Annotated in this window: 23 protein-coding genes, 1 tRNA gene and 1 pseudogene; 11 read left to right on the plus strand and 14 right to left on the minus strand. The window is 55.6% G+C overall.

Features of this window, described 5'->3' with window-relative positions; all coding sequences use genetic code 11:
* Positions 1-21 precede the first annotated feature (21 nt).
* The 3 genes from C4J90_RS15550 to C4J90_RS15560 form a co-directional block, all read right to left on the minus strand.
* On the minus strand, positions 22-2,139 hold the full coding sequence (locus tag C4J90_RS15550; RefSeq protein WP_124421223.1) for a TonB-dependent receptor domain-containing protein: 2,118 nt from the start codon (positions 2,137-2,139) through the stop codon (positions 22-24).
* Positions 2,140-2,220: 81 nt separating this feature from the next.
* Positions 2,221-2,502, minus strand: a complete 282-nt coding sequence (locus C4J90_RS15555; protein WP_124420257.1) for a hypothetical protein — start codon at positions 2,500-2,502, stop codon at positions 2,221-2,223.
* Positions 2,503-2,625: 123 nt separating this feature from the next.
* Entirely contained in the window at positions 2,626-3,366 is a 741-nt protein-coding gene (locus C4J90_RS15560; protein WP_124367370.1) for a hypothetical protein, read from the minus strand.
* Positions 3,367-3,581: 215 nt separating this feature from the next.
* On the opposite strand from C4J90_RS15560, the gene C4J90_RS27180 reads away from it, so the two are divergent.
* The gene (locus tag C4J90_RS27180) at positions 3,582-3,716 is read left to right on the plus strand and encodes a hypothetical protein (protein WP_256658869.1); all 135 of its coding nucleotides are present in this window, start codon (positions 3,582-3,584) and stop codon (positions 3,714-3,716) included.
* Positions 3,717-3,724: 8 nt separating this feature from the next.
* On the opposite strand, the gene C4J90_RS15565 is transcribed toward C4J90_RS27180, so the two are convergent.
* Entirely contained in the window at positions 3,725-4,645 is a 921-nt protein-coding gene (locus C4J90_RS15565; RefSeq protein WP_124420258.1) for a LysR family transcriptional regulator, read from the minus strand.
* 83 nt (positions 4,646-4,728) lie between these two features.
* Between C4J90_RS15565 and C4J90_RS15570 the strand changes: the two genes are divergently transcribed.
* From C4J90_RS15570 to C4J90_RS15600, 6 genes are all read left to right on the plus strand, one after another.
* Positions 4,729-5,532 carry an NAD(P)H-dependent oxidoreductase gene (locus C4J90_RS15570; protein WP_124420259.1) on the plus strand — a complete coding sequence of 268 codons (804 nt, stop codon included), beginning with the start codon at positions 4,729-4,731 and terminating at the stop codon, positions 5,530-5,532.
* Positions 5,533-6,430: 898 nt separating this feature from the next.
* A complete protein-coding gene (locus tag C4J90_RS15580) occupies positions 6,431-8,146 on the plus strand; it encodes a carbamoyltransferase N-terminal domain-containing protein (RefSeq protein WP_124420260.1) in 1,716 nt (571 codons plus the stop codon).
* Positions 8,147-8,221: 75 nt separating this feature from the next.
* Positions 8,222-9,397 (plus strand): MFS transporter, encoded by a 1,176-nt coding sequence (locus C4J90_RS15585; protein WP_124420261.1) that lies wholly within the window; start codon positions 8,222-8,224, stop codon positions 9,395-9,397.
* The gene (locus C4J90_RS15590) at positions 9,363-10,070 is read left to right on the plus strand and encodes an HAD family phosphatase (protein ID WP_256658870.1); all 708 of its coding nucleotides are present in this window, start codon (positions 9,363-9,365) and stop codon (positions 10,068-10,070) included. The genes C4J90_RS15585 and C4J90_RS15590 overlap by 35 nt, the downstream gene beginning before the upstream one ends.
* On the plus strand, positions 10,070-10,699 hold the full coding sequence (locus C4J90_RS15595) for a YdcF family protein (RefSeq protein WP_124420262.1): 630 nt from the start codon (positions 10,070-10,072) through the stop codon (positions 10,697-10,699). The genes C4J90_RS15590 and C4J90_RS15595 overlap by 1 nt, the downstream gene beginning before the upstream one ends.
* 25 nt (positions 10,700-10,724) lie before the next feature.
* Positions 10,725-11,057 carry a hypothetical protein gene (locus C4J90_RS15600; RefSeq protein ID WP_124420263.1) on the plus strand — a complete coding sequence of 111 codons (333 nt, stop codon included), beginning with the start codon at positions 10,725-10,727 and terminating at the stop codon, positions 11,055-11,057.
* On the opposite strand, the gene C4J90_RS15605 is transcribed toward C4J90_RS15600, so the two are convergent.
* Both C4J90_RS15605 and C4J90_RS26915 read right to left on the minus strand, forming a co-directional pair.
* The gene (locus C4J90_RS15605; protein ID WP_124420264.1) at positions 11,050-11,484 is read right to left on the minus strand and encodes a hypothetical protein; all 435 of its coding nucleotides are present in this window, start codon (positions 11,482-11,484) and stop codon (positions 11,050-11,052) included. The genes C4J90_RS15600 and C4J90_RS15605 overlap by 8 nt on opposite strands.
* 125 nt (positions 11,485-11,609) lie before the next feature.
* Entirely contained in the window at positions 11,610-11,786 is a 177-nt protein-coding gene (locus C4J90_RS26915; protein WP_164488022.1) for a hypothetical protein, read from the minus strand.
* A gap of 719 nt (positions 11,787-12,505) precedes the next feature.
* Between C4J90_RS26915 and C4J90_RS15615 the strand changes: the two genes are divergently transcribed.
* The 3 genes and pseudogenes from C4J90_RS15615 to C4J90_RS27185 form a co-directional block, all read left to right on the plus strand.
* Positions 12,506-12,745, plus strand: coding sequence for a hypothetical protein (locus C4J90_RS15615; protein WP_256658871.1), 240 nt, complete (start codon positions 12,506-12,508; stop codon positions 12,743-12,745).
* A 194-nt stretch (positions 12,746-12,939) separates the two neighbouring features.
* Positions 12,940-13,170, plus strand: a complete 231-nt coding sequence (locus C4J90_RS15620; RefSeq protein ID WP_124421225.1) for a hypothetical protein — start codon at positions 12,940-12,942, stop codon at positions 13,168-13,170.
* A gap of 22 nt (positions 13,171-13,192) precedes the next feature.
* Positions 13,193-13,318, plus strand: a pseudogene (locus C4J90_RS27185) (integrase); the annotation flags it as partial.
* A gap of 129 nt (positions 13,319-13,447) precedes the next feature.
* On the opposite strand, the gene C4J90_RS15630 reads toward C4J90_RS27185, so the two are convergent.
* Positions 13,448-13,538 (minus strand) — tRNA-Ser (locus tag C4J90_RS15630).
* A gap of 152 nt (positions 13,539-13,690) precedes the next feature.
* On the opposite strand from C4J90_RS15630, the gene C4J90_RS15635 reads away from it, so the two are divergent.
* Positions 13,691-14,362 carry a Bax inhibitor-1/YccA family protein gene (locus tag C4J90_RS15635; RefSeq protein WP_124420265.1) on the plus strand — a complete coding sequence of 224 codons (672 nt, stop codon included), beginning with the start codon at positions 13,691-13,693 and terminating at the stop codon, positions 14,360-14,362.
* Positions 14,363-14,431: 69 nt separating this feature from the next.
* Here C4J90_RS15635 and murB read toward each other — a convergent pair whose 3' ends face one another.
* From murB to C4J90_RS15670, 7 genes are read right to left on the minus strand one after another with little or no spacing between them, the layout of a single operon-like run.
* Complete coding sequence (gene murB, locus C4J90_RS15640) at positions 14,432-15,451, minus strand: UDP-N-acetylmuramate dehydrogenase (protein WP_124420266.1); 1,020 nt, start codon at positions 15,449-15,451, stop codon at positions 14,432-14,434.
* Positions 15,448-15,912: a low molecular weight protein-tyrosine-phosphatase gene (locus C4J90_RS15645; protein WP_124363253.1), complete on the minus strand. Its 465-nt coding sequence runs from the start codon at positions 15,910-15,912 to the stop codon at positions 15,448-15,450. The genes murB and C4J90_RS15645 overlap by 4 nt, the downstream gene beginning before the upstream one ends.
* Positions 15,912-16,676, minus strand: a complete 765-nt coding sequence (kdsB, locus tag C4J90_RS15650; RefSeq protein ID WP_124363254.1) for a 3-deoxy-manno-octulosonate cytidylyltransferase — start codon at positions 16,674-16,676, stop codon at positions 15,912-15,914. The genes C4J90_RS15645 and kdsB overlap by 1 nt, the downstream gene beginning before the upstream one ends.
* Positions 16,673-16,858 (minus strand): Trm112 family protein, encoded by a 186-nt coding sequence (locus tag C4J90_RS15655; RefSeq protein WP_003174668.1) that lies wholly within the window; start codon positions 16,856-16,858, stop codon positions 16,673-16,675. The genes kdsB and C4J90_RS15655 overlap by 4 nt, the downstream gene beginning before the upstream one ends.
* A gap of 23 nt (positions 16,859-16,881) precedes the next feature.
* The gene (gene lpxK / locus C4J90_RS15660) at positions 16,882-17,892 is read right to left on the minus strand and encodes a tetraacyldisaccharide 4'-kinase (RefSeq protein WP_124420267.1); all 1,011 of its coding nucleotides are present in this window, start codon (positions 17,890-17,892) and stop codon (positions 16,882-16,884) included.
* A complete protein-coding gene (locus C4J90_RS15665; protein WP_124363256.1) occupies positions 17,892-18,320 on the minus strand; it encodes a biopolymer transporter ExbD in 429 nt (142 codons plus the stop codon). The genes lpxK and C4J90_RS15665 overlap by 1 nt, the downstream gene beginning before the upstream one ends.
* Positions 18,317-18,952 carry a MotA/TolQ/ExbB proton channel family protein gene (locus C4J90_RS15670; protein WP_122676958.1) on the minus strand — a complete coding sequence of 212 codons (636 nt, stop codon included), beginning with the start codon at positions 18,950-18,952 and terminating at the stop codon, positions 18,317-18,319. The genes C4J90_RS15665 and C4J90_RS15670 overlap by 4 nt, the downstream gene beginning before the upstream one ends.
* Positions 18,953-19,000: the final 48 nt, after the last annotated feature.

The following is a 19,000-nucleotide window of genomic DNA, read 5'->3' on the forward strand; positions in this document are numbered from 1 at the left end:
GTTAGTCAGCCAGATGCCCCTTCAGCGCCAACGCCACGACACGCCGGTATAGAGGCCCCGACCATCGGCCGGTGTGGAGCGCGCGACATCCAGGCCTTTATCGTCATAGCCCGGGGTGACGGTGTTGGCATAACGCCGGTTGGTCAGATTGCGCAGATCGACCCAGGCCTGCCAATCCTGCTTGGGCGCGTCAAAGCCAAACGTGGCGCCCAGGGTGGTGTAGGCCGCGGCGTAGTAAGAGTTGGCGTAGTCCACCGCCACCCGCGAGGCATGCTCGGTGTTGAGGCTGGTGTAGAAACCGCTCGGGTGGCTGTAGCGCAGTTGCGCCTGATAATAATGCTTGGGAATGCCCGGCAAGGTGTTGTCACCAAAACGCTCGTCATCGCGGTAGTGAAAATCACTGAAAGTGTAGGCTTGGCGCAGCGCAAGCTGGCCGTTGCGACCGCCCTCCCATAGCGGGCTGAGCAGGCTCAGTTCCACGCCCTGATGCACGGTGGGGCTGGCGTTGGCTTCGGCGACGATGGCATTGCTGGTTGCGGTCTGGGCCTGGGTTTCCACGGTCAACAGTTCGTGGCGAACTTCCGAGCGGTAGAGCGCCAGGTCCCACTGACCAAGCCAGGCGTCACCGCGGCCACCGACTTCCAGCGTCGTCGCCGTCTGGTTGCGCAACTTCACGCCTTCGCGCTGCAAGCCGGTGGCCGCGCCACTGCCGGTACCGAAGTATTTGTTGGAACCCCAGATCATCGACCAGGCGTGCGGCGGCTCCACCGAGCGGCTCAGGTTGGTGTACACCTGCAATTGCGGGGTGAAGTCATAGCGCAGGCCAATGCGTGGCGCGTAGTCCCAATCGTGCTGGCTGGTCGGTGCCTGGCCGTCTGGATAGGTGACCTGGGTTTCGCGGCGGGTATAGATCGCGGCCAGGCCACTGGTCAGCCACAGGTCAGGCACCAGCTCCAGTTCGTTGCCGATATGCAGCACGGTGTCGGAACCCAGGTAGGTGTAGTCACGGGTCTTGGTGCCCGGAGCGTAGCTGGCCGTATTGCCCGCCGGGATGCGCACGTACTCCGAGGCGCCGTTGTTCGGCATCGCCTGGGTGGTGCGCAGGCCGAGCGTGGTTTTGCTGTCGTGGCCGAACAGGCTGTCCTGGCGAATGTAATTGAGGGTGCCGCTGATGTCGGTGTAGGCGACTTTCAGGCGGTTGGTGCCTTCGCGCAGGTCCATCGGGTAGTCGTGATAAGCCAGCCCGACTTCGACGCGCGAAGCGTCATCCAATTGCAAGGTGGTCTTGTTCGCAATCCAGGTGGAACCTGGTTGCAAGCGCTTGGAATCGCGGGCGGCGTTGAGGCTGTTGGCAGCACGCGGGGCATGGCTGATCTGGTAACGGGTGAGCTTGCCCGGGGTGTCGTTGGTGGTTTCGCGGTAGCGAAAATAGAAGCGCGTTTCCAGGTCCGGGTTGAAGCGATAGCCAAAGTTGGCCGCGACGCCCTTGCCGGTGCCAGCGCTCTGGTGTTGGTAACCGTCGGACGCAGAATCGGTGAGGCTGATGTAGTAATCGGCATCCCCGAGCACCTGGCCGGAACTGATTTCGCGCTGGGCGTAACCATGGCTGCCCGCCTCATAGCGCAGTTGCAGTTTGGGCGCATCAAGACCGGTGCGGCTGACATAGTTGACCGCGCCGCCCAGGGCCAACGCGCCCCGGTCGAAGCCATTGGCGCCGCGCAGCACTTCTACCCGGCTTTGCCAAAGCGGGTCCTTGAGCTCATAGGGCGTACCGCCGGGGCCGGTGAGCGGCAGACCGTCGAACATTTCGTACAGCCCGGAGGCATGAGCACCGGGGCTGCGGTTCAAGCCCGAACCGCGAATGGACAGCTTGACCCCTTCATTGTTCGCCGCCTTGGCGTACACCCCGGCCTGGTATTTGAAGACGTCCTCATTGGAGCTCACCCGGCCCTGTTGCACACTGTCCATGTCGATAAAGTTTGTGCCGCCGGGCACGCTTTTGAGCTGCGCCTGGGCGATTTCTCCGGCGCTGGCTTCAGACGCAGTGACTTCGACCGGCGCCAATTGCAGGCCTTCGGCTTGTACCTGCGAACTGAGGGTCAGGGCGGCGAACAGTAGCGCGGGTTGTCGCAACAGCATGGGCAGGTCCTTGGAATACGGGGGCGTGGACGACAGCGCCGGCACGCGAACAGTCATGGGAAGCCACCCACACCCGTCAGGTCACGTGCGCTCCTGATTGCCCGGCAACTCCAACGTCTGCATCAAGTCGTCAGCATCCGAGCCGATGGGGAATCTGAAACCATACATTTCATCGGTGGCCAGGATCTCGGCAAGCGTGTCGCGCAGCTGCATCTCCGTAGGCGAGCCGCGCAGCAGTTTGTGCGCGGCTAACAGCACCTGCGAAGCGACTCCTTGAGCGCTCGCGGCATCGATCACAGCAAACAGGATAAATCGCAGGCGGATTTCGCGATCAGTAGGCCAAACCGTTTTTCGCTTACCCAAGGTAGGCACTCATGTTTAAGAAAAGTCCGAGGCTAGGGCTGACCGGGGCGTGGTTCAAGCGGTCCAGGGCATGATAGGCAGTTTCCTACAGAGGAAAGGGAAACACCGCACCCATTGGCCCTGTCACTGCACAGGCAGGAAATTCATCAGCAACAGACTTTGCGCATAATTGAGGCCGATGCGTCGGTAGCGCTCATCGAGTATCTGGGTCAGCAGATCCAGGCGCGCGACGATCTTGCCGAATTCGACGGCGAAACTGAGGTTGCTGCCCTCCTCCGATATTTCATTGGAAAACAGCAGCAACACGCCGTTGGCGTCCTGGCGCTGGCCGAGCAACCAGGTGGCTTTCTCGATATTCCGTGCGGCGTTGCTGACAAACTGCGGGTTGATCGAGTCGGTCACATAAAATTGCGTGCGCCCGCCGTGTGCGGTCACCAGCATGCTGCCGATCGCGTAGATGAACGCCCCCACCCGATCACCCCGAAACTCCGGGCTCAGGGAGTAACTCAAGGCCGCCAGGTCACGACGTTCCCCCAGCGCAGGCAATGGCTGACGGTTTTCGATAGCCTGGCGAATAGTGCGCGCAGCAGTTACCGCATCCGGATAACCGGACTGGCGCCACTGGTTGGGGTTACGTAGGTAAAGCTTGCTCATCAGCAGATAAAGGCTTTGCAGGTTGTCGCGCATGCCCAGGGTGGCCATGCGATCAACGCTGGTTTGAAAAAACTCATCGGGCTTGCCATCGCTGAACTGCCTGGCAATGTCGCGCCCCTGTTGCTGGCTGCAACCGACGGCACACAGCGCCAGTATCGCAACCAGCCACCGCGGCCATTGGGTGATAAAAACAGTTAGCGTTCGATGCATCGGTACCGGGTCTGTGGCTGTTGGCCACCCGCAGGATATGGGTGGCTGGGACAGAGGTAGATCAGAAGAATGGAAAAAAGTGCAGCGCTGGGGTTCAGATAAGCATCGGACTACAGGGCTGGCCTTCAACTATTAAGCGTGTAGAAAATTTGAATTAGCGAGTTGCCCCCTCGGTCAAGAATTATGAACGCAGTCAATCTGACGAGGTAACCGCAATGACTATCCAGGCAGAGACACTCGTACAACTGACCGAAGCGCTGAAAAAGCGCGGCCTGAATCTGGTTTCAGATGTGCACTTCACCCGCGCGCCCTATCGGCACAATCACCGCTGGATCTGCACGGTCGAGTAACGCTCCCATCAAACCTCTGGGTCGGGAGCCGCTTGCAACGTCGAGGCAATCAGATCGCGCAGCCACCGATGGGCGGGATCCCGGTGCAGCCGCTCGGGCCATAACATGAGCATTTCAAAACCCGGAATGGCCAGTGGAGGTGCCTGCACGTGCAGCGCCGGCTCATCCCGCACCAGCCTTTCCGGCACCACCGCAACCAGGTCGCTGTGCACCAGTGCCGAGACAAGCGAGTTGAAATTGGACACTGACAATACGACGCGTCGCTCCAGCCCTTTAGCGGCCAGCGCCTGGTCGGTACTCCCAACGAACCCGCCGCCATTGGGTGACATCACAGCGTGTTCAAGGCCGCAGAACGCTTTGAGCGATAGCTTCGTCGCCAAAGCGGGATGACCGCGCCGCCCGGCCAGCACATAGCGTTCGTGAACCAGAGACCGCTGACGCAGTTTTGGCGGCGCATCATCGCGAGTGTGCAAGGCCAGATCGAGCTGACCGCTTTCCAGATCGTTAGCGAGGCTGACGGGATGCTTGTTCAGCAATGCCAAGCGGGTATTCGGAGCCAGGCGCCTGAGCAGGGCCAGTGACGGCCAGACCAAAGCCGTCGCGGCGTAATCGCTGGCCGCCACCTTCCACGTCTGATCAGACAGCGCGGGCTCAAACGTGCCGCCAGGACTCAGCGCGCCTTCCAACGCGACCAACGCGTCACGCAGCGGCCCGCGCAATTCACGGGCACGCTCGGTAGGCGACATCCCTCGGGGGCCGGGCAGCAACAATGGATCGTCGAGAAGTTCTCGCAGCCGACCCAATTGCAGGCTGACGGTCGATTGCGCGAGATTGAGCAAGCGCGCTGCCCGTGTCACGTTTTGCTCAGACAACAGCGCATCCAGCGTGACCAGCAAATTGAGATCCAGACGTCGCAAGGTATTGTGCATGTAAATACCATATGTTTCGGAAATTCATTTCTATCATACCGGGACCGTCGTTACGGTGAGGGCACAACCACTCGGAGGCCCTCATGAAGCTACTACTGATCTACGCCCACCCGGAACCTCGTTCGCTCAATGGCGCGCTCAGGGATTTCGCCATAGCTCATCTGAAAAATGCAGGCCACGAGGTCCAGGTTTCGGATCTATACGCCATGCGTTGGAAAGCGCCCATCGATACGGACGACGCCCCAGGCTATGACGACGCAAACCCCTTCAATCCGGCCATGGAATCGCAACGTGTATTTGCCGCCGGCACCCAACCGGCAGACATCGAGCAAGAGCAGGCCAAACTGCGATGGGCGGACGCCGTGATCTTTCAATTTCCATTGTGGTGGTTCTCGATGCCCGCGATCCTCAAGGGCTGGGTCGAACGCGTCTACGCCTATGGATTTGCCTACGGTGTCGGCGAACATAACGAAAGCCACTGGGGCGACCGCTACGGGGAAGGCAGCATGGCTGGAAAGCGCGCGATGCTGGTGGTCAGCATGGGCGGTTGGGAGTCCCACTACAGTGGTCGAGGGGTGAATGGTGCGCTGGATGACCTGCTATTCCCTATCCAGCATGGGGTGCTCTTCTATCCCGGGTTCACCGTTGTGCCGCCCTTCCCCATCTATAAGACCAGCAAGATGGACGCCGCTCGGTTCGAACAGCTATGCACGGCCTATGCTGCTCGGTTGGACAACCTGTTCGATGATCAGCCGTTGCCATTTCGTCGCCAGAATGCCGGTGACTATGACATTCCGGCACTGACACTCAAACCGCATCTTGCGCCTGGCCGTCAGGATCTGGGCATTCATATCGATATCGATGGGGGCGTCACGTCAGGAGACTAGCCGTTCACTGGCGTGCGGTGAGGGTTGCGAGAACAATTCAGACACTAGGCGATACCGGTGACGAGCAGCGCGATCGCAGCCAACTCCGGCGCGGCGACGGACTACGTCTTTCTGGCCTACCCCGGTCCGCCCATACACTGCGCAGTACTGCAGAGCAATGCTCCGGCGTGCTTCACAAGGCTTCGCCACTCATCACTCGAGATGAGGTCGGCTCGCTCCATGGCGTCAGCCCGCCGCAGCAATTCGAAGTATTTAACTTCCGCGTCCATTCGATTTCCGCCCAGTGCAGAAAGCTCGCGCCATGCTGTCAGGGTCAGTCTTCGCTGCGCCTCTCTCATGGGAGCCTCTATCTTGATTGCTGGTGAATTCAGCATAGTCGCGGTGGCGAGTCTCAGATCTGGCTTTAGACCAATGGAGCCGCTAAACAGGCGGTGGAGGTCGTGCCCGACGGCAACTACCTTCGAAGCGGTATGTAGGTCGACTCATGGCTTTGCACAGCGAAAAGCAAGACTTGAATGAGGTTGGTAATAACGTACGTGGTGCTCTTTTTAATAGGTAAAAACGCTGGGCACATCAAGCAGGGCTTGGCGGGATTGAGTCCGAGCGTCTCGCGTTGGCAAACGCTCATATTCAGCATGTACAGCTACAAGAATTTAACTGCGTTCTCGGACAATCAGTACTTATAACCAAAATCCATGCAAAATTTTTCTTTACGAAAAAATCTTCATATGGGTGTCACAATCCACTGCTACGCTGTTTGTGTCAGAGGGCAGGATCGCCCACTTGGGAGCTATTAAACGGCCCACTGGACGCCAGGGAATATTCTGAGGACAGAATTATGGGCGGTGCTGATGCAGTGATCTCTGATAATCACTGAACTGCAAAACATGGAGTTGTTATGATAGTTTTAGGAATTACTAACAATGATTTATCAGGTGCTTGCTTGGTCCGCGACGACCGAATCCTTTCTGCGGTAAGTGAAGAACGTTTTACCCGCATCAAAGATGACAAAGTCTGGCCTGCGCATTCTATTTCATTTGTACTAGGTGAAGCGGGTATAAGTTTAGAGGACGTAGACTATGTTGCCTATGGCTGGAGCGCAGGCTTCACCGCTGAAAAGCACTTACCATTATATTTCGATCGCATTGTAGATGAAGTTAAGAACAACCCTAATGGGCTACCTCTTTTTCGAAAACGTATTACTGACGAAATCACCAACGACAAAGAAAAAAGAGCAGAGTTCGATAAGTTTATCGCAGATAACGCGCTGTCTGCGTACTACATAGACCACCATGAATGTCACGCTTTGGGTGCTTATGTATGCTCCCCCTTTGATGAAGCTTTAACCTTAACATGTGATGGGCGAGGTGATTTTCAATCACTGACGCTAACACATTACACACCCAACGAAACCACGGTATTACAGCGTGAAACAAGCGTTGATAGCTTGGGGTACTTCTACGGACGCATCACCCATCTGCTAGGTTACAAACCTAATCGTCATGAAGGCAAGATCACAGGCTTAGCCGCATTCGGCGATCCTGAGAAATTGCTTGGCGTAATGCAACAAATGATTAATGTTGAGGATGGGCGAATTAGAGCCAAATGCGGAGATCTTTTCCTGCCTTCATATAATGGCTATAGCAATACATTACAAACTTTACTGGCCAAGGAAAAACCGGAAGATATCGCAGCCGCCGTTCAACGCCATGTCGAAGACATGCTAGTTAAAGTCGTAACTTACCATTTAGAAAAGATAGGGAGTAGTAACCTTTGCTTGGCGGGTGGTGTATTTGGCAACGTGAAGCTTAACCAGCGGTTACGAGAAATCCCTAACGTGCGTAACGTTTATGTGCTGCCATGCATGGGAGACGGCGGCCTGGCATTGGCTGCTGCAGTGGGGGCTGCTTACTTAGAAAAGGGCACACGATTCAAAAACCCGGCGATGACGCTGGGCCCAGCGGCACGTAGTGTTTCACAAAACATAAACCTGATAAATCGTGACTACCCTGAATTGGGTTATCACAATCCGACTAATATCATTGAAACGCTCGTAGATGCTTTAATGGAAAACCAAGTTCTAGGAATGTTCAAAGGAAAAATGGAATTTGGCCCGAGGTCGTTATGCAACAGGAGTATCGTTTACCATGCCAAAGATGCTGATGTGAACGACTGGCTCAACAAACGGATGCACCGAACTGAGTTTATGCCGTTTGGCCCGGTGACAGCTGTCGAGCAGGCCGCCGAATGCTATATCGACTGGTCCGAAGAGCATATTGCCGCTGATACCATGACGATGACATATGATTGCCATCCGCAGTTTATCGAGGCCAGCCCTGCTGTCGTGCATATTGACGGTACTGCTAGACCACAGGTAATTCGTCCTGAAGCGGATGGTTTTATGCACAAGCTTCTAAATGCCTGGCACTCTCGAACAGGGCAATCTGCTTTGATAAACACTTCCTTCAATCGTCATGAAGAGCCGATTGTATGCTCTTCACAAGATGCCTTGGCTGCCCTTAAAGACGGTATAGTCGATTTGGTAGTTATGAGCGAGTCGTTAATCATATGGCGTAAAAACAAGAACAGTTTCGCATTACAACGCTTTGAGTAAAACCGATGCGCTTAGGGGCTTCCTGAAGCCCCTTTTTTTCAAGATTGGTGTTCAACTGTTTTATTTGGTGACCCGATGTACATGATATTTTTTGGTTTTTTTGCAGCCGAGGGAATTATTTATCCATTCTGGCCAACTTGGCTAGATACTTTAGGATTTGGCGCCAGTCAGATAGGTTTGCTGATCGCGGCAGCTTATTGGCCTCAAATTGTAACAGGGGTGTTAATTACTTACGTCGCAGACTGGCGCGTAGATCAAATTTACCTGGCGGCACTATTAAGTTTCTCAGCAGCCATTAGTACCCTGCTTTTTTATTTTCTGCCCCCCTCTCTATTCACTTTTATCGCGCTAAGCATTTCGTTCGGCGGACTATGGATGGTCGTGCTGCCTCTGTCCGAGTCGTATCTGCTCAAACGGGACAAACAGTCCATTCAAAATTACGGCTGGGTAAGAGCGGTTGGCTCTTCAGCCTTTATTTTAACGTCGACACTTGGTGGTGTTTTTTTTACTATTTATGGACTTTCTTGGGTACCTGTCATCGTTGCCGCAAGCATGACTTTTACAGCGCTAAGTTGCTTATGGTTGAGACACCGAGTTCCAAATATAAACTTCTCTGACAATACTCAAATCGTTAAAAAACCAGATTGGAGACGGCTATTCGAAAACAAAATACTGCTACTTGCAATCGCCTCTGCCAGTATAATTCAATTAAGCCACACACTATATTTTGCCACAGCCTCAATAAATTGGGGAATCAAAGGCTACTCATCAACTACAATTGGATTATTTTGGTCAGTCGCTGTAATTGCTGAAATCACATACTTTGCGTTCTCAAATAAAATTTTGAAATTTTTCTCTCCGCTATCCATTGTAGTTTTGTCCAGTTTATGTGCATCACTTCGCTGGGCGTTTTTCTCTAATAGCGATGCCCTATCACTAATCATTATAGGGCAATGCATGCACGCGCTGAGTTTTGCTGCTTATCACACGGCGATTATGCGCTTTATCCGAGATCACGCTCCGCAAGACATACAGACTTTAACGCAGGGATTCTATTATTCTTTCGCAGTAGCAATACCGATGGGGGTGGCCACGCCTTTTTCCGGCTACCTTTACGAGATAATACCCAATGGCTCTTTTTATGTAATGGCCATTATAGCCTTAATTGGCGCGCTGCTAGCTTTAATCGCTCATCAAAAAATGCGGAACTCTAAACATGATGACACACACGTTTACAGCGGTCTGTTTTGATATGGACGGTGTTCTTATTCAGTCACGGCAGGTTATTGAGCATGCCTGGACGAGCGTGGCACGGGAATACGGCGTTGAAATTAGCCAAGATTTTATCCATGAACACATCCATGGTCGACCAGGGGAGTATACGCTTCACGCACTCTTCCCTAACTTCCATCAGCCCACCCGCAGCATTATCAAAAAACAAGTAGACGCTGCTGAAGAGGTAGCCGTCTGTTTGTTGGTACCTGGGGTGAGAGAGCTAATTTCTCAATTGCGGGAACGCTCAGTTCCGTTGGCATTGGTGACTAGTAGTTGGCCCGCTCGTATCGCCTACGTGCTCGAACAACATGGCTTAGAAACTAGCTTTGACTGTAGAGTCTCACGCGAGGATGTCAGCAATGGAAAGCCAGCTCCTGATTGTTATCAGCTAGCGGCTCGAAAACTAAACACCCCCATAAATGAGTGCCTGGTCTTCGAAGACTCCGTAAGCGGTGTGCAGTCGGCGGTAAGCAGTGGCGCATGGTGTATCGGTATCGGCAATGACGTTTCGCTAAGCAACTACGGCGCTAAGGCTGTGTATACCGACTTTAACACGCTGCCCACAATCGAACGTTTGACACCAACCTCCCTTTTTAATGAAAAATTCTTGATTCTCGGCAACCATAGTTCTAGGAGATTACCTTCTTAATGACATCAACACTAAAGTACGCCGCTATTCTTTGGGAGTTCTTATCTGAAGGACGTCAGCATGAGAACTGTGATTTGTTAGTAGTCTGTGGATCGTATGATCTTCGTGTCTGCGATTACGCTTGCGAATTGCTTCGCAAGGGAGTAGCTGGACATTTATTGTTCACAGGCAATACCGGCAACTGGACTAGACATTTATGGGATAAGACTGAAGCCGAAATTTTTGCTCAGCGCGCGCTAGATCTCGGAGTTTTACATGAGCAATTCAGCTTAGAAAAACGAGCCACTAACTTTGCTGAAAATATTGCCTTTACCAAAGAAATGTTTCCACAAATAAAGAGCGCTACTTTTCTTACCAAGCCAAACTCAATCCGCCGAGTAAGGTTGACTTTACCTATCCAGTGGGCGGGCCTTGACGCTTGGGTTGATGCGCCGAGGTATTGTTTCCCTGAGCAAACTTCCAATCAGGTGGGGGTGCTCGGATTAATCGATGAAATGGTGGGGGACATACAGCGTATTATGCTGTATCCAAAAAAGGGATTTCAGATCGAAGAAGAATTACCGAAAAAAGTCCTAGCGGCCTGGAAGTACTTAATTGAGCAGGGATTTAAAAACCACCTTATTGGTTAGTATGACGGAATAGAAGAGGTAGGCCATGGCAGCAGTACCGCAGAAAGATCGCGTGGCCAAGTCTGCCAGGACGCGTGGCGAATGCCGAAGAAAGGAATTGAGGCTCAGGGTTAGCCCAGGCACCCGGCAGGCCCTGGCCGCTCTGATGGAATGGTCAGGCATTACTGAGCAGAGCGAGGCGATGACGCTGATGATTCATCACCTTCATGCGCTGGGCTCAGCTAAGTGCCTGCCACTCTTGAATCCGCCGCGCCACGAAATCGAGATATCCGAAAACGTGGCGCGGGAATTTCGCAATAAAAGCCTGCTCGCCCTTCAGAAAGACCCGGGCGACGAGATTATCGAGCCATCTAGTTAACTGATATCGGAGGCGTTTCGTTGACAACAGGATCCGCGACATCTGCCGGCTGCCCAGTTTGCATGTCACGAACCTCGTATCGCCACCATGTTGACGAAGAGATCCCATAGAGCCCATAAGTACGGCCGCCTACCAGATCAACAGTCATTTCAATTGGAGCAGTTTGCTGTTCCGCGGTAATAAATTTACGAACTTGAATCTTATGCCTGCCTGCACCCAGCCGGTATTCGCTTTGGCGGCTCAACCAATAAAGGGTTTGATCGTCGTCAATCTTAAATATTGTCAAAGATTTGTCGAACTGCTGAATCGTAGCGATCTCGGAGTTTGATTTTCCTTCTGCACTTTTGTGTTCGTAATGAATACACCCGGTCAGCGTGAAGCTGAACAAAATCATTGCTATAAAGCGCCAAAAAATCTCGTGTCGCATCAGTGCTCCTTTATAGGCTCAAATCCAAGGTGCGGATTGATACCTTATTTTTCCAAAATTCCATCCTGCTCGCTGCATCCGGTAACGGTGTGCGACAGCTATGTGAAATTGCCTTTGAGATATAGTTAGACCTTTACTGCCTCTTTTATAATCCAGACACCAACCAGTACAAATACTGCTGATTTAGCCACGGCAAACAGAGAATCTCTTCCAGCAAACAACTCGAATGCCGAAAATAGTAGTGAGATCGTTCCTACTACCACCAAACCATAGCCAACCGGGCGCACGTACTTGGGGAACATCTATTCATCTCCATGACAAAATAGAATTATAAGTTTCCCCATCCAGTAACGCTATCAATCATTCCGCTTCCATCCGATATTACGGAGGGCGGCGCCTGACATCGCGCAAGATGCTGGTCTACTCCTTAGAGACCAACGACCCAGACGAATCCAACATCCAATTCGGCGAATACCTCGTCCGGAACGAATTAAATGGTTTCGATTCTTGGTTTGAACTCATAGCGCAGCTGCAGCAACAATTTTCAGAACTCGACGTTCGCTGGAATTAGCGCCTCACTCTTTCGTTTCACCCCTCCTCATCCCCCTTTCAAAGTCAGCCGCTATAGGGGCAAGGACTCGGCATCAGGGATAGGGAACAAAATCTCCTAACCACTCTCGAGCTGTCGGCACCGCGTACTCAAGCAACTCAAGCGGTACATCCGGTACGAAAAATTCACCTCAAATCGAAGCGTTTCATCATTTCGAAAAATCTCAAACAAAGGTCCGATGTCGCCTTTCCAGCACTCCATCGCGAGGCCATCGTGTCCTTCGACAACGCTTGAAGCGCAGCAAAATCGGTATTCAACTCCGTGTACGACCACATCACACCTCCCTATCTGAGGTGGCAACGATACCTCTCCTCTCTATGAATTTGATAGCTGCTATAGCGGCGAGGACGAAGTCATGCTTGAAGAAATCAAATTGATCCACTCAGCCCCGGTCGTCGCGATGAATACGGCATGTTCGCTCACCCCGATATACCCGACTTCGACGAGGGCGACGGTGACAAGTGCAAAGCCCGGGTCGCTGCACAACGCTTGCAGGTGAAGATGGTACAACTCGAATACCACAACGCCGAAGCGGTGTCTGAGCGCTATTTCGAAGCTGGCGACCCGGACTGCAATGGCCAGGGAATTGTTTGGGAAAACGACGAGCGCCCAAGCGTTTACGGGCTCAGGGCCGACGGAACCATTGGATAGCGACCAGAAACGCCGGAAGAGCGCTGGACCAGGATGCGCCAATGGGTCGACTCCAGCATGAAACAGGTGACCTCATGATCCCTATCAAAGAACGCCTCATCCTGTTCTTGGCGCCGATGGTGCGCGCCATCCTGGAAGGCCGGAAGACGGTCACGCGGCGGGCAGTGAAAGCATCCAAGGCTCATGCCGACGGCATCACGCTGATTAAATTCACCCTGATACTGCCGGGCGCTTTGCTGTATTTGGTCGCCAGCGACTGCTGGTTCACCTGGACCGGACTCGACCTGCTGGAAACCGGCAGCACCGACGCACTGATCTACGCCTTCGCCGGCACCTGCGCCTGGCTGCTGATCATCTTCGGCCTGGCCGTTCATATCATCAAGACAGCGCTCCCCACGGGCTCTTTCGACCAACCAGAGGCATAGAGGGGCACACCATGGAAATACAAAGCAAAAAGCTGCCAGTGAGATCCTCGACCTTGGGGATGCAAGCCGACTGCTGGGGCACACTGACAAGCGGATAACCGAGACGGTTTATCGACGTGTCGGGAAGATCGTGAAACCGACCCGGTGACCACAACTTGCAACGAGTTGCGGAAAACAGCCTGTAATGATGCGGAAATGATCAGCTGTGAGGCTGACAATTGCGCCTGACCCAAGAAACGCAAAAACCCCGCAGTGCGGGGCTTTTGTGTGTAAATCTTGGCGGGAAACCAGGGATTCGAACCCTGGGAACGCTATTAACGTTCGCCGGTTTTCAAGACCGGTGCATTCAACCACTCTGCCAATTTCCCTTGTGCGTTACAGGATCATAGTAGCTCATCCTGCGTCAGCGGGCGCAATAATACCCGAATGAAACACACTGTCAAACTCTCTGCATAGCTTGTTACAGAGCGTCTGTTATGATCTTTGCGACTGAACGTTTCAAAACTGAAGGAGAGTCGCCATGCGCGAACAGAATTACGCAGTGAATGGCAACGCGCAGGCTGAGCAGCTTGAAGTCAGCCGCGTCTTGCGCAATACGTACGGCCTGCTCGCCCTTACCCTCGCATTCAGCGGCGTGATGGCTTACGTGGCCCAGCAGATGCGCGTCGGTTATCCCAATATCTTCGTCGTGTTGATCGGCTTCTATGGTCTGTTCTTCCTGACCAACAAGCTGCGTGACTCGGCCTGGGGCCTGGTGTCGGCCTTTGCCTTGACCGGTTTCATGGGCTTTATCCTGGGCCCGATCCTTAACCGTTACCTCGGCATGGCCGGCGGCGCGGAAGTGGTCAGTTCGGCATTTGCCATGACCGCACTGGTGTTTGGTGGCCTGTCGGCGTACGTGCTGATCAGCCGTAAGGACATGAGCTTCCTGGGCGGCTTCATTACCGCAGGCTTCTTCGTGTTGCTGGCGGCAGTGGTAGCCGGCATGTTCTTCCAGATCAGCGGTTTGCAACTGGCGATCAGCGCAGGCTTCGTGCTGTTCTCCTCGGTGTGCATCCTGTACCAGACCAGCGCCATCATCCATGGTGGTGAGCGTAACTACATCATGGCGACCATCAGCCTGTATGTGTCGATCTACAACCTGTTTATCAGCCTGTTGCAGATCTTCGGCATCATGAGCCGTGACGACTGATTGTTAACGCTATAAAAAATGCCCCGTATCGCGAGATACGGGGCATTTTCATTTCCGGCCCAAGGACGATCAGTACTGGTTAGGTTCCATCTCCAGTTCCACCCCGAAGCGCTGGACAATATCCTGTTGGATACGCAGCGCCAGGTTGGCAATCTCACGCCCGGTGGCAGAGCCATAATTCACCAGTACCAGCGCTTGCAATGCATGCACGCCAGCGTCGCCCTCACGAAAGCCCTTCCAGCCCGCCTTGTCGATCAGCCAACCGGCGGCGAGCTTCGTTTGCCCGTCTGCCTGAGGGTAGGCCACCAGGTCCGGATACTGGCTTTTCAGCTCAGCAGCCAAGGCCTGGGGCACCAGCGGGTTCTTGAAGAAGCTGCCGGCGTTGCCAAGCTGCGCCGGGTCGGGCAATTTTTCGCGGCGAATGCTGCAAATCGCCCGGCTCACATCCGCTGGCGTGGCGTTGGTAATCCCCTGTCCGGCCAGACGCTGCTGCACCGGGCCGTAGTCGAGTTTCAGGTGACTGGCGCGGCTCAGGGCAAAGCGTACCCGCAGGATCAACCAACGGCCGACTTCATGCTTGAACAGGCTGTCGCGATAGGCAAACCGGCACTCCTGCAGGCTGAAATCCCGCAGTTCACCGGTCTGACGATCCAGCGCAGTGAGTCCGGCAAACACATCCTTGACCTCCACGCCGTAGGCACCGATGTTTTGCATTGGCGCCGCACCGACCGTGCCGGGGATCAGGCTGAGGTTTTCCAGGCCGCAGAAGCCCTGCTCCAGGGTCCATAACACAAAGGGATGCCAGGCTTCGCCCGCTTCGGCTTCGACCACCACCTGCAGGCCATCATCGTGCAGCACGCGAATGCCTTGGGTGGCCATACGCAACACCAGGGCAGGCACGTCCTGGGTTAGCAGCAGGTTGCTGCCGCCCCCGATCACCAGCAGCGGCACACTGTGCGCCTCGGCGTAGGCCAAGGCTTCGCGCACGTCGGCATCACTGCGGGCCTCGGCAAATAGCTGGGCGCGCACGTCGATGCCAAAGCTGTTGAATGGCTTGAGGGAGACCTGCGCCAGTACTTGCAAGGTCATAACCGCCCCTTCAATTCAATCACCAATAAATCACAGGCGCGCTCGATCAGGTCCAGGACCCGCTCAAAACCTTGTTCGCCTTCATAATAAGGGTCTGGCACCTCGTCCACTTCACCGCCGAAGCGGCGCAGGAATATATCCAACTGAGCCTTACCCTGTGCAGGCTGCATGGCTTTGAGGTGGCGCAGGTTGCTGTGGTCCATGGCCAGGATCAGGTCATAGCGCGCAAAGTCGGCGCGGGAGACCTGCTGGGCACGCTGGGATGACAAGTCATAGCCCCGCGCCAGCGCCGCACGTTGGCTGCGCTGATCCGGTGGGTTGCCGATATGCCATTGCCCAGTCCCCGCTGACGCCACCTCAACCTGGCCGGACAAGCCTGCTTCGCGCAACTTATGGCGCAAAACGCCTTCGGCGGTGGGCGAGCGGCAGATATTGCCCAGGCAGACAAACAGGACCTCCATCAAGCCCCCAGCAGGCGACGGACGCGCTCGAGGTCTTCCTGGGTGTCGACGCCTGCAGGCGGCGCTTCCAGCGCATCGCCCACATGGATGCGCACGCCGTGCCACAGGGCCCGCAGCTGCTCCAGGGACTCGGTGTTCTCCAACCAGCAGGGGCCCCAGCTGACGAAGTCATGCAGGAAGCCGGCGCGATAGGCATAAATGCCGATATGGCGGCGGTACGGCACACCTTGCGGCAGTGCATCGGGGTTGCTGGCGAAGGCATCCCGCGCCCAGGGCAGGATCGAGCGGCTGAATGTCAGGGCCAAGCCGTTGATATCGCTGACGACCTTCACCACGTTGGGGTTGAACAAGGTTTCGCTGTCTTCGATCGGTTCGGCCAGGGTGGCCATGCGCGCTTCGCCATGGGCCGCCAGATTGGCGGCGACCTGGTCGATGACGCTTGGCGGGATCAACGGCTCGTCGCCTTGCACGTTCACCACGATGGCGTCGGGCGCCAGGCCCAGTTGCGTGGCCACTTCGGCAAGGCGGTCGGTGCCGGAATTATGGTCTTCACGGGTCAGCACCGCCTCGGCGCCGAAACCTTTGCAGGCTTCGATGATGCGCGGATCGTCGGTCGCCACCACCACCCGTTCAGCGCTGCTTTTACAGGCCTGTTCCCATACCAGCTGGATCATCGGCTTGGCACCGATCATTTGCAGCGGCTTGCCCGGCAGGCGGGTCGACGCATAGCGCGAGGGAATCACCACGGTAAAGGCGGTAGTCATTTATCCAGGCGCTCATCGGTCGTCAGGGTGCGGGCTTCGCTTTCCAGCATCACCGGAATGCCGTCACGAATAGGGTAAGCCAGGCCGGCGCCTTTGCTGATCAGCTCGGTTTTGTCGGCGCTGAGCTTGAGCGGGCCTTTGCAGATCGGGCAAGCAAGGATGTCGAGCAGTTTGGTGTCCATGAGTAGTTCCTGGAAATAAGCGGTTAAGGCAAAAGACGGTTGGGCAGCAAGCGCATCAACTGCGTGTCGAACCAGGCGACAAACGCTGGCGACGGCAGCGCATCCACCGCAAGGTACCACCAGTCGGGCCGGGCGAAGGCGCGGCACTTCACCGCGTCTTTTTCGGTCATGACCAGCGGCAATGGCGGCGTGAAATCCAGCACCTCGGCGCTGTAGGGCGCGTGGTCGGCAAACGCATGGGGGATCGGCTGCCAGTGTAGCGTTTCAAGGGTATTGAAGAAACGTCGCGGATTGCCGATACCGGCAACCGCGTGTACCGGTTGGCCTACTGGAAAGTAGCTGACCGGCTGCCGCTCGCCGCTGTGCAGGTTGACCAGCGCCGAGGGTTGCAGGCGGAAGGCAAAGCCGTCTTCGCGGTCCGAGGCGGCGCCGTTATAGAGCAGCGCATCAACGCTCTGCAGGCGCTCAACCGGCTCACGCAACGGCCCGGCCGGCAGGCAATGGCGATTGCCCAGGCCACGGGCGGCATCGATCAATACCAGCTCCAGATCACGGGCCAGACGATAGTGCTGCAGGCCGTCGTCGGAAAGGATCAGGTCCAGGGTTTCGCTGGCCAACAGCGCTTTCACCGCACGACTGCGATCCGGATCGATCATCAACGGTACACCGCAGCGCTGCACGATCAGCAACGGTTCGTCGCCGGCCACTTCGGCACTGTGGTTGGCCTCGACCCGCCACGGCAATTGTGGCGGCTTGGCGCCATACCCACGACTGACCACGCCTACGCGCAACCCACTGCGCCGACAGTGCTCGATCATCCACAGGATCAGCGGCGTCTTGCCAGTCCCGCCTACGGTGATATTACCCACGACCACAACGGGCACCGGCGACTGGTAGACAGCGCCCTCACCCGCCAGGAAGCGCGCGCGCTTGCGCTGCACCACCCGGCGATACAAGCATTCCAGCGGCTTTAACAGCACGAGGGCTGGATGCCCGTCGTACCAGGCCTTGAGCAAACGATCGGACATGGCCATCAGGGTGGGCTCGCCGCCTCGACGGTGGTCATGCGCAGATGACTGAAACCGAGCTTGCCGGCAGCGTCCATCGCGGTAATCACTGCCTGGTGCTGGGTTTTGCCGTCAGCGCTGATCGACAGTGGCATGTTGGTGTCGCCCCCGGACTCCTTCTGCAAGGCCTCCATCAAGCTGGCCAGGTCGTTTCTCTCCAGCAACTGGTTATTTACCGAAAACACGCCATCGGCGCTGATGGCGATATCCAATTGCTTGACCTGCTGGTCTTCGGCTGGGGAGCCGCTCACGGCTTCGGGCAAGTCGACGCGCAGCTGGGTTTCCCGGGTGAACGTGGTGGTAACGACGAAGAACAGCAGCAGGATAAACACCACGTCAATCAGCGACGCGAGGTTGATATCGACATTTTCCCGTTGCTTGCGGCGAAATTTCACGCTTTGCCCTCGACCAGGTCCACATCACGGTCGCCCTGCACCACCTCCACCAGCTTGATGGCTTCCTGTTCCATGCCGACCACCAGTTCATCGATGCGCCGTTGCAGGAAGCGATGGAAGAACACCGACGGGATACCCACCATCAGGCCCGCAGCCGTGGTGATCAGCGCTTTGGAAATACCGCCGGCCAGCACCGCGGCGTTGGTGGTCATGCCCGAGCCCATGAACGAGCTGAAAATGTCGATCATGCCCAGCACCGTACCCAGCAAGCCGAGCAGCGGCGCCATGGCGGCGATGGTGCCGAGGGCGTTGATGTAGCGCTCCAGTTCATGGATTACCCGCGCTGCGGCTTCCTCGATGCACTCTTTCATGATCTCGCGACCATGCTTGGAGTTGGCCAGGCCGGCGGCGAGGATTTCACCCAGTGGCGAATTGGCGCGCAGTTCCTTGAGCTTCTGCTTGTCGAGCTGCTTGTTCTTGATCCAGCCCCAGACTTGCCCCAGCAGATGCTCGGGGGTAACGCGACTGGCACGCAGGGTCCACAGGCGTTCGGCGACGATGCCGAGTGCGGCAATGGAACTCATGATGATCGGCAACATCATCCAGCCGCCGGATTTGACCAATTCCCACACAGTGAATGCCCCCTCGAAAAAGTGCGCCACTTTATCATATAGGTTCGG

The sequence above is a fragment of the Pseudomonas sp. R2-60-08W genome (assembly GCF_003852335.1).
GTDB lineage: Bacteria > Pseudomonadota > Gammaproteobacteria > Pseudomonadales > Pseudomonadaceae > Aquipseudomonas.

Excerpts from the sequence above, each read along its gene's own strand:
- C4J90_RS15550 (WP_124421223.1), bottom strand. The coding sequence starts at position 2,139 with ATGCTGTTGCGACAACCCGCGCTACTGTTCGCCGCCCTGACCCTCAGT.
- C4J90_RS15560 (WP_124367370.1), bottom strand. The coding sequence starts at position 3,366 with ATGCATCGAACGCTAACTGTTTTTATCACCCAATGGCCGCGGTGGCTG.
- C4J90_RS27180 (WP_256658869.1), top strand. The coding sequence starts at position 3,582 with ATGACTATCCAGGCAGAGACACTCGTACAACTGACCGAAGCGCTGAAA.
- C4J90_RS15565 (WP_124420258.1), bottom strand. The coding sequence starts at position 4,645 with ATGCACAATACCTTGCGACGTCTGGATCTCAATTTGCTGGTCACGCTG.
- C4J90_RS15570 (WP_124420259.1), top strand. The coding sequence starts at position 4,729 with ATGAAGCTACTACTGATCTACGCCCACCCGGAACCTCGTTCGCTCAAT.
- C4J90_RS15580 (WP_124420260.1), top strand. The coding sequence starts at position 6,431 with ATGATAGTTTTAGGAATTACTAACAATGATTTATCAGGTGCTTGCTTG.
- C4J90_RS15585 (WP_124420261.1), top strand. The coding sequence starts at position 8,222 with ATGTACATGATATTTTTTGGTTTTTTTGCAGCCGAGGGAATTATTTAT.
- C4J90_RS15590 (WP_256658870.1), top strand. The coding sequence starts at position 9,363 with ATGATGACACACACGTTTACAGCGGTCTGTTTTGATATGGACGGTGTT.
- C4J90_RS15595 (WP_124420262.1), top strand. The coding sequence starts at position 10,070 with ATGACATCAACACTAAAGTACGCCGCTATTCTTTGGGAGTTCTTATCT.
- C4J90_RS15600 (WP_124420263.1), top strand. The coding sequence starts at position 10,725 with ATGGCAGCAGTACCGCAGAAAGATCGCGTGGCCAAGTCTGCCAGGACG.
- C4J90_RS15605 (WP_124420264.1), bottom strand. The coding sequence starts at position 11,484 with ATGCGACACGAGATTTTTTGGCGCTTTATAGCAATGATTTTGTTCAGC.
- C4J90_RS26915 (WP_164488022.1), bottom strand. The coding sequence starts at position 11,786 with ATGTTCCCCAAGTACGTGCGCCCGGTTGGCTATGGTTTGGTGGTAGTA.
- C4J90_RS15615 (WP_256658871.1), top strand. The coding sequence starts at position 12,506 with ATGTTCGCTCACCCCGATATACCCGACTTCGACGAGGGCGACGGTGAC.
- C4J90_RS15635 (WP_124420265.1), top strand. The coding sequence starts at position 13,691 with ATGCGCGAACAGAATTACGCAGTGAATGGCAACGCGCAGGCTGAGCAG.
- murB (WP_124420266.1), bottom strand. The coding sequence starts at position 15,451 with ATGACCTTGCAAGTACTGGCGCAGGTCTCCCTCAAGCCATTCAACAGC.
- C4J90_RS15645 (WP_124363253.1), bottom strand. The coding sequence starts at position 15,912 with ATGGAGGTCCTGTTTGTCTGCCTGGGCAATATCTGCCGCTCGCCCACC.
- kdsB (WP_124363254.1), bottom strand. The coding sequence starts at position 16,676 with ATGACTACCGCCTTTACCGTGGTGATTCCCTCGCGCTATGCGTCGACC.
- C4J90_RS15655 (WP_003174668.1), bottom strand. The coding sequence starts at position 16,858 with ATGGACACCAAACTGCTCGACATCCTTGCTTGCCCGATCTGCAAAGGC.
- lpxK (WP_124420267.1), bottom strand. The coding sequence starts at position 17,892 with ATGGCCATGTCCGATCGTTTGCTCAAGGCCTGGTACGACGGGCATCCA.